The organism is Terriglobus sp. (assembly GCF_965201105.1).
Lineage (GTDB): Bacteria > Acidobacteriota > Terriglobia > Terriglobales > Acidobacteriaceae > Terriglobus.
This window is the reverse complement of the sequence record NZ_OZ241741.1, coordinates 887135-899216: the sequence shown is the minus strand read 5'-3', so window position 1 is coordinate 899216 and position 12082 is coordinate 887135. Positions and strand designations below refer to the sequence as shown.

Here is a 12082-nt window from a genome sequence, read left to right as displayed (position 1 = left end):
CAGGTTAGCGCCAGCCCCGCTGTCCGAAGCTGCAAATCACGGTTTTCGCGCCGAAAAGCTCGCGTATGCTGAAGCTTGCCATGGCCCGCCAGCAGCCACAAGCAGCAGAATCGGGTCGACGCTCGCAGCGGCTTATGCACCACTCACAGCTCTTCTATCGCGACAGCGTTCTGCGCCCGGGCTGGGGCGTCCTCCTGTTTCTGCTCGTCTTGATCGCAGCCATCGCAACGCAAACGCTCATCCTGGTCCGGTTCGCCCACCTCCGCGATACCCCGCATACCCTACTCACACCCCGCGACTGCCTTGCCAACGGCATCATGGCAATCGCCGTTACCGTCGCAACGTGGGTGCTCAGCACGCAGGTGGAGCGCCGCTTCGCGGATTACGGCTTCCGCGCCCCGCATCCCCTGCGCAACCTACTGGGCGGAGCTCTCGCCGGCCTCGCCCTGCTCTCGGCGCTGGTACTGCTGCTGCACCAGCTTGGCCTGCTCGTCTTTCGCGGTCAGGTCCTCTTTGGCGCGGCCCTCCAGTGGAGGCTCGCCCTGGAGTGGATCGGCTTCTACGCCCTGGCCGCCTTTGTGGAAGAAAGCCTGGCGCACGGGTACCTGCAGCACACGCTGACCCGCGGCTTTGCCTGGCTGCTGCGGCACTACTTCGCCGCCACCTCCGGCGTCCGGGGCGGTTTCTGGATCGCCGCCGCTCTGCTGTCCACGGTCTTCGCCCTTCTGCACCAGATCAACGGCGGCGAAACACCCCTCGGCCTGCTCAATGCCGCGCTCTTTGCGCTGCTCATGGCTTTCAGCCTGTGGCGCACCGGCTCTCTCTGGTGGGCATTCGGCTACCACGCCGCCTGGGACTGGGCGCAGAGCTTCCTATGGGGCGTACCCAACAGCGGCACCCTGACCCGCGACCATCTCTTCCTCACGGAGCCGACCGGCTCCGCCCTGCGGAGCGGCGGCAGCGCCGGCCCCGAGGGCAGCCTCTACACGCTTGGCGCACTGCTCGCCGGCTTCGGCATCCTCATGCTGCTCCACCCCCGCCGCGTCTACCCCGACCTTTGGGACGAAGCCGCTCGCGACAGCGACGAAACCGGCAAACTGCTCCCCGACTCCGATCGCACCACCGCCCGCAGCTGACGCCATCGTGACCGAACAACCTCCTCGAATCACCCTGAACACTATCATTTCGACCGGAGCGCCCACAGCTTTATCGTGGGTGCGCAGTGGACTCGGTGCTTGCACCGAAACCCGCATTTGGAGCGCCACGACTCCCGTGCCTCATTTTCGCGCTTTTTGCGCGAAGGGTGGCTCGACGAACTCTCCTCTCCGTACACCTTCTCCCCCAAAAGCCTCCAAACTGAAATCCGCACCAACGGAGCGTCTTTGCCGCCACCGCAGACGCCTCTATCCTCAAACCAGCAATGCCGATCGCACCCCCCGCCAATCAGCCCCCGCTCACACCTACGGCCTATCGCCGCCGACGCCGCAATCGCCGCATCGCCATAGCCGCCCTCGCGCTGATCTTTCTGCTCCTCGGCACCGCCGTCGCCGCACGGCTTTGGCTCCGCCACGCGATCCGCGCCGGCGCACCAGAGATCGATGGCAGCCTTCACGTTGCCGGCCTGTCCGCGCCGGTCACCGTCCGCCGCGACGCCTACGGCATTCCCCACATCCAGGCCGCCACCGAGGACGACCTGCTCCTCGCGCAGGGCTACATCACCGCGCAGGATCGTCTCTGGCAAATGGACATGCTCCGCCGCCACGCCGCCGGCGAGCTCGCGGAAGTCCTCGGTTCCTCCATGCTCGAGCACGACCGCACCCAGCGCTTTCTACAGCTCCGCGCCGTCGCCGACAACGGCGTCAACACCCTGGACCCCTCCGAACTCCACGCCCTCCAGCAGTACGCGAAAGGCGTCAACGCCGCCATCGCCGCAGCCGACCCTCTGCCCGCCGAGTTCCGCCTGCTCGGCTACACGCCCCGTCCCTGGACGCCCCGCGACTCCCTCCTCGTCGGCTTCGCCATGGCCGAGGACCTCAGCACCAGCTACCCCAACAAGCTCAACCGTGAAGCCGTCTCCGCCCGCCTATCGCCGCAGATGGCCGCCGACCTTTACCCCGTCACCACCTTCCGCGACCACCCTCCGGCCGAAGGCCACAAAGACCTCTCCACACCGCGCGAGATGATCGAAATCCCGCTTGACGACTCGCAGGTGAAGCTCCACACACCCGAACACCTGCTGGATCTCCAGCAAGCCAACACCATCCTCGCCCAAAGCGTCTCCGCCCTGCGGTGCGACGGCTGCGCCGCCGGATCCAACAACTGGGTCGTTAGCGGCGCGCACTCGTACAGCGGCAAGCCCATGCTCGCCAATGACATGCACCTTGGCATCACCGTGCCCGGCATCTGGTACACGGCCGCTCTGGACGCGCCCGGCATCAGCGCCGCCGGCGTCACCCTGCCCGGCGTGCCGTACATCATCGTCGGCCACAACGGGCACGTCGCCTGGGGTTTCACCAACTCGACCGCAGACGCGCAGGACCTCTACGTCGAGCAGCGCAGCGGCAACTCCTACCGCGCCGCCGACGGTACGACCCAACCCGTCGAACACCGCACCGAGATCATCCAGGTGAAGCACGGCCTCAGCACCACGCTCGACGTCGCCTTCACCCGTCACGGCACCGTTCTCACGCCCATCCTGACCCCGCTCTTCCCGCACGAAACCCGCACCCTTGCGCTTCGCTGGACGCTCTACGATCCCAACTTCGCCAGCATGCCCTTCGGCCGCGCCAACCACGCCGCAACCGGCGCCGAGCTCGAAGCCGCCTTCCGCAACTTCGGCGGGCCCTCGCAAAACCTGGTCTGGGGCGACGACGCGGGCCACATCGGCTATCACCTCATCGGCTTCGTCCCACTCCGAAATGCTCCCATTACGAATGGCGCTTCAGCCGCGACCGTATCACCGCTGATACCGGGAACCAGCGACGACACACCGGGTGCCCCACGTCCGGACTCTCGGACGTGGGTTCCACAGCCTGGCAGCGACGGCTCACAACCCGTCAGCCTCAACGGCAACCCGCTTCCTATACCTTCCGCACCCAACACCTCCGCGCAAGCCGCCACACCGCAGCCCACGACGCCCTCACCCCTCGCTTTCGTTCCCATCCCCGGCCAGCACGCGCTCGCGCCCATCCCCGTCCCCGCCGGCCAGTACGAGTGGGCGCAGAGGATCCCCTACGACCAGCTCCCGCGCGTCACCGATCCACCCTCCGGCGTCCTCGCCACCGCCAACGCCCGCATCACGGCCGACAGCTATCCCTACCCCATCTCGCTCGACTGGGAGTCTCCCTACCGCAATGAGCGCATCTGGCGCGCCCTGGGCGACCGCAACAGGCTCACCCCGGCTGACATGACCGTTCTGCAGAACGATGTCTTCTCCGCCCTTGACCAGACCCTCGGCCAGCGCGTCGCCTATGCCGTCGATCACGCGAAATCCCCGTCCAAACGCGCCCGCGAAGCCGCCAACCTCCTCCGCTCCTGGGACGGCCGCGTCACCCTGCAGGCCCCACAGCCCAACATCACGCAGGCCGTACGCAACGCCCTGCTCGGCATGGTGCTCCAGCCCCGTCTCGGCAAGGAAGCCCTCGCTCTCTACACTCCGCACGCCCGCGGCTACGCTCTCGAAATGCTTGTCGAGCACGCAGAGCCCCGCTGGCTGCCCGCCGGCTACTCCGACTGGAACACGCTGCTGACCGCCGCCCTGGAACAGGGCCTGAAGGACAGCAATGCCCCCGGCAAGCTCGCCAGCTGGCACTGGTCCGCGACCAACGGCATCACCCTCGCCCACCCCGTCTTCGGCAAGACCTGGTACCTTCGCTGGCTTTCCGGCGAACACAACGCTCACGCCGCCCTTCCAGGCAACGCCTACACCGTCCGCGCTGCCTACGGCGTTCACGGCGCCAGCGAACGTTTCGTCGTCGACCTCTCCGAGCCGCAGGAAAGCACCATGACCCTGCCCATGGGCGAATCCGGCAACATGAGCTCCACCCACTTCGCCGACCAGTTCCCCGCCTGGTCCGCAGGCCGCGCCCTGCCCATGACCCAACCCTCCTCCACCCACCAACTCACGCTGGCACCTTAAGCAACAAGTACGCCGGATGAATCGCGGCTCCGTGCCCCACCTTCGCGTTGACCCGTGCCCCACCTTCGCGTTGACCCGTGCCCCACCTTCGCCTGGTTGACCCGTGCCCCACCTTCGCCTGGTTGACCCGTGCCCCACCTTCGCCTCGTTGACCTGTGCCCCACCTTCGCCGCGCTCTTTGCGGCTAAGGTGGGCTACCCGCCACGAACCTCAGGGCGAACCGCGCCATCCTGAGCTCAATCGAAAAATCTGCTTCCTTTCACCCCCAAGACAGATCTGTCATTTCGACCGGAGCGCCCACGGCTTCATCGTGGGCGCGTAGCTGAGAAACCCGCATTTCGGAGCAACGTGAACGCCGACTCATGTCATCCTGACCACACCCGATGACCCGGCCCACTCCGCACCAACTCACCCCCTACGCCGTCATCCTCACCGCGGCCCTGCTCGCCACGCTGCCGCTGCTCCTCTACGGCCCCAGCTGCGGCCACGACCTCCCCTTCCACATGCTCAACTGGATGGACGCCGCCCACCAGTGGCGCACCGGCACCCTCCGCCCCTGGTGGTGCGCCCCCGCCGCCTGGAACGCCGGCGAGCCGCGCTTCCTCTTCTATCCGCCTGTCTCGTGGGTCTTCGGTGCCCTGCTCACCCTCATCCTGGGCGCCACCCACGCCCCCGTCGCCTACACCTTCCTCGCGCTCACCGCCTCTGGCATCACCATGCGCCGCTTCCTCGCGAGCTACGTCACCCCACCGCTTGCCCTGCTCGGCGCCTGCTTCTACCTCGCTCATCCCTATCTGCTCTTCACCGCCACCGAGCGCACCGCCTACGCCGAACTCCTCGCCGCCGCCTGGCTCCCCTGGCTCCTCCACGAAGCTCTCCGCGAGCGCATCAACCCGTCACGTCTCGCCATCCCCGTCGCCCTCCTCTGGCTCACCAACACCCCCTCCGCCGTCCTCGGCACCTACACCCTCGCTGTCCTCCTCGCCATCCGCACCATCCTGGCGATCCGCAGCGCACAACCCGTCCTCAAACCCCTCCTCCTGCCCGCCACCCTCGGCTATCTCTGGGGCATCGCCCTCTCCGCCCTCTATCTCCTCCCCGCCCTGGTCCAGCACAATGCCGTCGAGGTCGGACAAGCCTTCACCTCCGGCATGCGCCCCGAAGACAGCACCCTGTTCACCCACACCGGCGAGCCGCTCCACGACCACGTCGTGCACCAGGCCTCCGTCCTGGCCGTCATCCTCCTCGGCACCGCCGTCATTGCCGCGCTCATCCGCCTCGCCGGGCACCGCCGCGCCCACCGGCTGCACAAGATGCGCGACCTGATCCTTCACCGCACTCACAACCCACAACTCGCAACTCTCACCCCAACCTTTCTCACCCTCACCGCCCTCACCGCCTTCCTGCTCACGCCCGCCAGCCTGTTCCTTTGGCACCATCTGCCCGAGCTCCAATTCCTCCAGTTCCCCTGGCGCACCCTCATGCTGCAAGGCATCGTCACCGTCACACTCATCGTCCTCGCCGTCCGCACACCACTGCGCACCCGCTGGGCCGTCCCCATCGCTCTGCTCGCCGTTGCCGCGCTCAGCTTTACCGCCCACCACAGCTACGCCCAGTTCTGCGACGACGAAGACGCACCCTCCAGTCTCCTGGCCCAATACAACCGCGGCGCCGGCTTCGAGCCCTACGACGAGTACACCCCCAAGGACGCCAACAACGACCTCCTGCACCCCAACGAACCACCCGCCTGGACCGCCACCGGCCTGAACGATCCGCCACCGTCATCCGCAGCCGGCATCGTTTTTTCACCCACTGAGCCGATCTCACCCGCCAACCGGCCCCACATCCAAATCGACACCACGACCGTGCCCAACTCCCCACTCATCTGGGTCCAACCCACCCCCACCGACCACTTCCTCATTCTTCGCCAACACCGCTTTCCGAACCGCCCATTCCTGCTTGACAACCGTGAACTCACCGACCAGTATTTTCGCGACGACGGACTTATCGCCGTTCCCCTTCCGAACACCGGCCGACACATGGTCTACATCGTCTACGAACAAGGCCCCGACGTTTACGCCGGCCTTCTCATCTCCGGCATCGCCGCCCTTGCACTCGCCGTCGCACTCCGCAACCACCGCTACCGTACTCGTTACGCCCCAGAACAACTCCGCTGACTCGCTGACTCGCTGACCTGCTCGCTTACACTACTCACGGACATGCCTCTCTCTGTGAAAGACCTGCTCGCCGAAGGCGTCGCCCGTACCGACGACGCCCTCGAACGCCTCCTGCCCGGCACCGACGTCCTGCCCCACTCCATTCACCGCGCCATGCGTCACTCCGTCTTCGCCGGCGGCAAACGCCTTCGCCCGCTGCTCGCCATGCAAACCGCGGAGATGATCGCCGGCACCCTGCCGCCCGCCGCACCCGGCCTCGGCGCCGCGATCGAGATGCTGCACACCTACTCCCTCATCCACGACGACCTGCCCGCGCTCGACAACGACGACCTGCGCCGCGGCAAACCTACCTGCCACGTCGTCTTCGGCGAAGCCACCGCCATCCTTGCCGGCGACGCCCTACAGACCCTCGCCTACCAGACCCTCGCGCAGCTCCATGCGCCCGCCGAAGCCGCTATCCAAATTGTTCGCGAGATCGCAATCGCCACCGGCACCGGCGTCGGCCGTCCCATCAGCTCCGGCACAGGCGACCCGCTCGCGCCCATCGATGCAGGCGCCCTGGCTCCCGGCATGATCGGCGGCCAGGTCGTCGACATCGAAAGTGAACACCAGCGCCCCACCCCCGAGCTCGTCGAAGCCATCCACCGTGCCAAAACCGGCGCCCTCATCACCGTCTCCATCGTCACGGGAGGCATCCTCGCCGGCGCCACCGCCGTAGAGGTCGCGCATCTCCGGGCCTTCGGCGAACGAGCCGGCCTTGCCTTCCAGATCGTCGATGACATCCTCGACGTCACCCAGTCCTCCGAAGCCCTCGGCAAGACCGCCGGGAAAGACACCGCCACCGAAAAAGCCACTTGGCCCGCGGTCTTCGGCCTCGAAGCCTCCCGCGAACAAGCCGCCGCCCTCATCCGCGACGCCTTCACCGAACTCGACACCTTCGGCCCCCGCGCCGGCAACTTGAAAGCCATCGCCAACTACCTCACCGAACGCACTCACTAACTCGCAGCAAGCAGCACCGCAACGGTCGCGCACCATCTCTACTACGGCTGAGCGCAAAGGTTGCGAATCTAACTTGGCTCCCAAGCCGACTCACCAGAAGAGACAGGAAATCCTACACGCCTAACTCGGACGGAAGCTCCTCAGGACGCTTGCCTAACTTAGACCAGGCAGCATCCAGGCGTTGCCCACGCATATAGCCGCACTTGCTGCGACAGGGCTCAGGCAAGTTAGGCCAGCAACAGGCACGGCGGCTTTTTCCAACCAGGCAGCGTTCTCTCCGGCGCGTACACTGTCCTCATCGCAACGGCAGACACCATTCCGGAGATCCCCGCGCACATGCACCCTCGCCCGCCGCAGCCACGCTCCTCCCGCATCATGCGTTCCGCCGTCCTCTTTCTCTGCTTCGGATTCTTTGCCCACTTCGCCGTTGCGCAAAGTGCCCCGGCCTCAGCCGTTCCTCAGCATGGGGCCGCCCTCGACCTGCTCGCCGGTTCCACGCTCAACCGCTTCGACACCTTTATCCGCGGCAGAGGTCTCAACACCGACCCAGCACACGTCTTCACCGTCGCCGACGGCATCCTTCACGTCTCGGGCCAGGAGATGGGCTATGTCATCACCAAACAGCCCTATACCCGCTTCTATCTGCGTGCCGAGTTCAAGTGGGGCACCGGCACCTTTGGCGAGCGCGCCGGTCAGGCCCGCGACAGTGGCATCCTCTACTGCGTGCAGGGTGAGCCGAAGGTTTGGCCACGCTCTGTCGAGTTCCAGATCAAGGAAGGCGAAACCGGCGACTTCTGGCTTACCGACGGCGCTGCCATCACCGGCGCCGACGGCAAACGCGTCACCGGCCCTCCAGGTTCGGCGCTCAACATCGGCCACATTGACAAGGGACCGCAGCAGAACGTCGTCGGCTTCTGCAACACCACCGGCGAGTTTGAGAAACCCCACGGCGAGTGGAACCTGCTCGAACTCGTTGAAGACGGCAACGTCGTTCACCAATACGTCAACGGCCACCTCGCCAACGTCGGCACCGATCCCTTTCCCACCGAAGGCAAAATCTTGTTTCAATCCGAAGGCGCTGAGATTTACTACCGCAACCTGCAAGTAGCTCCGCTGCGATAGCGGGAGCGCCGTCTCGTTCGCGACTCTCACAACCGCTGCTACTCCTGCACCGGTCGGACATTTCGTATCGTCATCGGTTTCACATGCGTGCCGCAGGTAGACATATCTCTAAAGAGACACGCGCACTGGCAACTTACCAACAGCGACCTGTACCGATGTAAGTCTCGCCACCAGAAACGCAGTCACAGCAGGCAGGCGCCAACGCTCCTCTTGAAAGACCTGTCGCCTGTGTAGAGACCTGATCAGGACAGCAACATGCTTACGGAATCCGACATTCTCGAAGCCCTCCGCGTCTGCTACGACCCGGAACTCCAGATCAACATCGTCGATCTTGGCCGCGTCGACCGCATCCACATCGAGGCCGATAGCGAAGCACCCGGCCCAACCCCGCGCGCGCACGTCATCATCGACCTTTTCCCCAGCCACGAAGAGCAGGACAGCATGCTCGCCGCCCTCATCACCAATCGACTGCTCGGCATCTTCGCAATCTCGCGAGCACACGTGACTTTCGCCGACGAACCCTGGACCCCCGACCGCATGAACAGCTCCGCCCGCGCCCAACGCAGCAAGCAGCAAGGTCTCATCCAGCTCGGCGACTAATTGCGCGTGGAGCCACTACGCCGCAGCAGCACCGGCGAAAACGTCACCAGAAACGCCATGGCCTCCAGCGCGGCAAGCGCAAACCCCGTCCGATGTACCGCGCTCAACGTCCACGTTAACAACACCCAGAACGCCATATTCGCGCTCGCCGCCACATACACCCAGTCCGAAAACTTGTGCTGGTCGCGAACGAAATCCATGTCGGGCAACGTGGGATACACCGTCGCCGGCCCAATCTGGAGCCGCAGCAGCACGACCGGCAACAGGTTCAACAGCAGCACCAGCGCAACCCAGGCCGCCGCCAGCAACGGATAGCGCGGCTCCACAAACCAGGTCGCCAGCACCGTGATCAACACGTTCATCGTCGCACCCGCGTTCACCGCCGCCGGAAAGTGGAGCATGTCCCCAAGCCGGTCCATCTCATTCAGCCGCTTCTCTACAGCACGCACGCGTTCTCCCTCCCGAACCTGCGATTTATCTGTCATTTCGACCGGAGCAGGACAGTTCTATCGTCCTGCGCAGCGGAGAAACCTGCATTTTGTCCGAACCCAGACGACCTTCATGGATCGTACCCTTCACAAGTATTGTCATTTCGACCGAAGCACACAGCTTTATCGTGGGTGCGCAGTGGAGAAACCCGCATTCTGCTCGAAGCGGTACCATTGTCCCGGTCGAAACGAACTGAATTAGAACCGCACCCTTAATCCAGATCAAACTCCCGCAGCGGCCGTCCCGTATCCGGCGACTCCTTCGCCTTCCGGAACGCTTCCTCAAACTTCTTGCTCAGAATGTCATCCCGGTTCTTCTGCGCCTCCACCGACTGCGCAAACAATGAGTCCCGCCGCGCCTCCTGCTCGCGCAAACCCTGCGCCGCCGCCGAAAGGTCCTCAAACGTCTTCTTGCGCGGCGCCGGCGTATGGCTGATCACCGTTTGCGTCACCGGGTCCACGCGCAACACCGCGCCACAATCCGGGCACATCACCTCAAATCCAATCGCCTTCGCCGCCGCACTTTTCTTCGCCATGCGCGCCATTCTAGTCTGTCCGCTGTTCTGCCCGAACCGGACCTGTTCTAACCGAACCGGCCGCAGTCCCCACAAAACACGCTGTACGCGCCATACGCGTAAAAACACCGCAACAAGTGCCATCCTGTCTCCTCTGTCCGAAGCCACCGGCTTTCTCTGTTGCACCCTCGCCGATTGGGCGTACTTTGGTCTTGCTTCAAGTCGATCCAGTCCGACGATTATGAAGTCCCCCGAACAACCGAACCTTCAGTCCCTTCTCAGTTGTGCCGGTGTACGGAGTCCTGCATCTCGAAAGGTGAAGCACGCCATGCTGAATACCAGCGAAACCTCCACACTGTCCGCGCATTCCAGAGCGGTCAAAGCCCTTACGAAGCACCCAACCCTGCATCCCCGTGTCGCCACCAGCCGTGCCATGACCACCATGATGCGTCATGGCGGCCTTTATTCCCTGCTGGACACGCAGATGATGACCGCGCGGCTTACGGCGGTGGCAGAAACCCTGCCGCAAATGTTGCAGCCGCACTCCACCGTCAGTTCTTTTGTCGCCTCCGTCAGCGCCTCGGCGCAAAGCTTCTTCCAGCACCTGGTGCAGAAGCCCTACACCATCCACTCCAATCTCATGTCCCACATCGCCTTCCCGCACGAAGGCGTCGCCTACACCAAAAAATCCGAGGAAACCAACCCGGCCGAGGCCGCAAAGCTCGAAAGTCCGGAACTGCCCGCCGCCACCACCTTCATCGGCCAGTTCATCGATCACGACCTGACCATGAACGCGGTCGACCTCTTCATTAGCCAGGACGGCAATGTACAGAACACCGCCTCGCCGCTGATCGACCTGGACAGCGTCTACGGTCCTCGAAGTTTGCTGAACACCGCCGGCAGCGACCTGTACGAAGCCGACGGCAGAACCCTGCGCTTGCAGACGGTCAAGACCGGCGACGGCAACGCTTACTACGATCTTGTTCGCGATGCCGCCACCGGCGAAGGCACCATCTCCGACAAGCGCAACGACGAAAATCAGATGATCCTGCAGGTCCACCTGCTGCTCATGCGCGTCCACAACAAGCTCGCCGCCGACTACCCCGCCCTTTCCGCCGACGAGCTGCGCCGCGAAACCATCCTCACCTGGCAGTCCGTCCTGGTAAACGACCATTTGCCCAACGTGCTGGACGGGGCAACCCTGACCTTCCTGCTCGGGGAGATCGTCAAACCGGACTTCGGCGACTTCTTCTACAAGCCGCTCTACGACCTCCATTCCAAGACCTACGTCACCAGCCTGCCGCACGAGTTTGCTATTGCCTTTCGTTACGGCCACAGCCAACTCAAGCCCGGCTATATCTTCCGTGCCGGTGGACAGCCCTTCCGCCTGTTCGACAACACAGAGGTGCCCGCCGCCAACGGTGCCAGCACCGATCTGCGCGGCGGACAGGCCCTTCCGAAGGACCACGTCATCGACTGGAATTTCTTTGCGACCACGCAGTTCCGCGGCAACCGCATCGATGGCAAGGTCACCAGCGTTGTCTTCGATCTCCCGGAATCCGCGATCCCCGACGACATCAAGTTCATCGGCAACCTCGTCCACCGCAACCTGATCCGCAGCCAGCAGATTGGCCTCTGCAGCGGCGAGGACCTCGCCGACGCCTACGGCATCGCAAGGCTCGCTCCCAGCGACATCGAACCCCATCACGACAAGCGCACCCTCTTTGAGCAGGACGGCGCAGCCTTCCTCACTCCACTCTGGTACTACATCCTGCGCGAGGCACAGCACCACGGCACCCCAACCACCAGCAAGCTGGGACCGCTCGGCAGCCGGCTTGTCGGCGAGGTCGTCCTCGGCGCCATCCATTGGGGCGACGTGTCCTACTTCACCGAAACGAACAACGGCTGGAAGTCCAGGCTGCTCCAGAAACTCAACGGATCCGACAGCGCAGAGGTCAAATTCCTCGACCTCGCGAACTACGTCGGACCGCAACCCGCTCCCATTGCTTAGCTCCTCTTCTCCCGGGTAACAGGAAGGGCGCG

The 12082-nt window shown here is 64.5% G+C and carries 9 protein-coding genes; 7 read left to right on the top strand and 2 right to left on the bottom strand.

Annotation, left to right across the window (positions count from 1 at the left end; all coding sequences use genetic code 11):
- Positions 1-65: 65 nt before the first annotated feature.
- The 6 genes from ACOFKT_RS04050 (at position 66) to ACOFKT_RS04025 (ending at position 9036) form a co-directional block, all read left to right on the top strand.
- Positions 66-1136: a CPBP family intramembrane glutamic endopeptidase gene (locus tag ACOFKT_RS04050; protein ID WP_419806147.1), complete on the top strand. Its 1071-nt coding sequence runs from the start codon at positions 66-68 to the stop codon at positions 1134-1136.
- Between the two features lie 284 nt (positions 1137-1420).
- Positions 1421-4138 carry a penicillin acylase family protein gene (locus ACOFKT_RS04045; protein ID WP_419806146.1) on the top strand — a complete coding sequence of 906 codons (2718 nt, stop codon included), beginning with the start codon at positions 1421-1423 and terminating at the stop codon, positions 4136-4138.
- Positions 4139-4521: 383 nt separating this feature from the next.
- Entirely contained in the window at positions 4522-6315 is a 1794-nt protein-coding gene (locus ACOFKT_RS04040; RefSeq protein WP_419806145.1) for a hypothetical protein, read from the top strand.
- 42 nt (positions 6316-6357) lie between these two features.
- Positions 6358-7314, top strand: a complete 957-nt coding sequence (locus ACOFKT_RS04035; protein ID WP_419806144.1) for a polyprenyl synthetase family protein — start codon at positions 6358-6360, stop codon at positions 7312-7314.
- 336 nt (positions 7315-7650) lie between these two features.
- Positions 7651-8436 carry a 3-keto-disaccharide hydrolase gene (locus ACOFKT_RS04030; protein WP_419806143.1) on the top strand — a complete coding sequence of 262 codons (786 nt, stop codon included), beginning with the start codon at positions 7651-7653 and terminating at the stop codon, positions 8434-8436.
- 255 nt (positions 8437-8691) lie between these two features.
- On the top strand, positions 8692-9036 hold the full coding sequence (locus ACOFKT_RS04025) for a metal-sulfur cluster assembly factor (RefSeq protein WP_419806142.1): 345 nt from the start codon (positions 8692-8694) through the stop codon (positions 9034-9036).
- Here ACOFKT_RS04025 and ACOFKT_RS04020 read toward each other — a convergent pair.
- Positions 9033-9485 carry a hypothetical protein gene (locus ACOFKT_RS04020; protein ID WP_419806141.1) on the bottom strand — a complete coding sequence of 151 codons (453 nt, stop codon included), beginning with the start codon at positions 9483-9485 and terminating at the stop codon, positions 9033-9035. The genes ACOFKT_RS04025 and ACOFKT_RS04020 overlap by 4 nt on opposite strands.
- 251 nt (positions 9486-9736) lie before the next feature.
- The gene (locus ACOFKT_RS04015; RefSeq protein WP_419806140.1) at positions 9737-10060 is read right to left on the bottom strand and encodes a hypothetical protein; all 324 of its coding nucleotides are present in this window, start codon (positions 10058-10060) and stop codon (positions 9737-9739) included.
- A 307-nt stretch (positions 10061-10367) separates the two neighbouring features.
- Here ACOFKT_RS04015 and ACOFKT_RS04010 point away from each other — a divergent pair, with 307 nt between their 5' ends.
- Positions 10368-12050, top strand: coding sequence for a peroxidase family protein (locus ACOFKT_RS04010; RefSeq protein WP_419806139.1), 1683 nt, complete (start codon positions 10368-10370; stop codon positions 12048-12050).
- Positions 12051-12082 lie beyond the last annotated feature (32 nt).

What these genes read in the sequence shown, in the direction of transcription:
- ACOFKT_RS04045 (WP_419806146.1), top strand. Translation starts at nt 1,421, where the DNA reads ATGCCGATCGCACCCCCCGCCAATCAGCCCCCGCTCACACCTACGGCC.
- ACOFKT_RS04025 (WP_419806142.1), top strand. Translation starts at nt 8,692, where the DNA reads ATGCTTACGGAATCCGACATTCTCGAAGCCCTCCGCGTCTGCTACGAC.
- ACOFKT_RS04050 (WP_419806147.1), top strand. Translation starts at nt 66, where the DNA reads ATGCTGAAGCTTGCCATGGCCCGCCAGCAGCCACAAGCAGCAGAATCG.
- ACOFKT_RS04030 (WP_419806143.1), top strand. Translation starts at nt 7,651, where the DNA reads ATGCACCCTCGCCCGCCGCAGCCACGCTCCTCCCGCATCATGCGTTCC.
- ACOFKT_RS04040 (WP_419806145.1), top strand. Translation starts at nt 4,522, where the DNA reads ATGACCCGGCCCACTCCGCACCAACTCACCCCCTACGCCGTCATCCTC.
- ACOFKT_RS04035 (WP_419806144.1), top strand. Translation starts at nt 6,358, where the DNA reads ATGCCTCTCTCTGTGAAAGACCTGCTCGCCGAAGGCGTCGCCCGTACC.
- ACOFKT_RS04015 (WP_419806140.1), bottom strand. Translation starts at nt 10,060, where the DNA reads ATGGCGAAGAAAAGTGCGGCGGCGAAGGCGATTGGATTTGAGGTGATG.
- ACOFKT_RS04010 (WP_419806139.1), top strand. Translation starts at nt 10,368, where the DNA reads ATGCTGAATACCAGCGAAACCTCCACACTGTCCGCGCATTCCAGAGCG.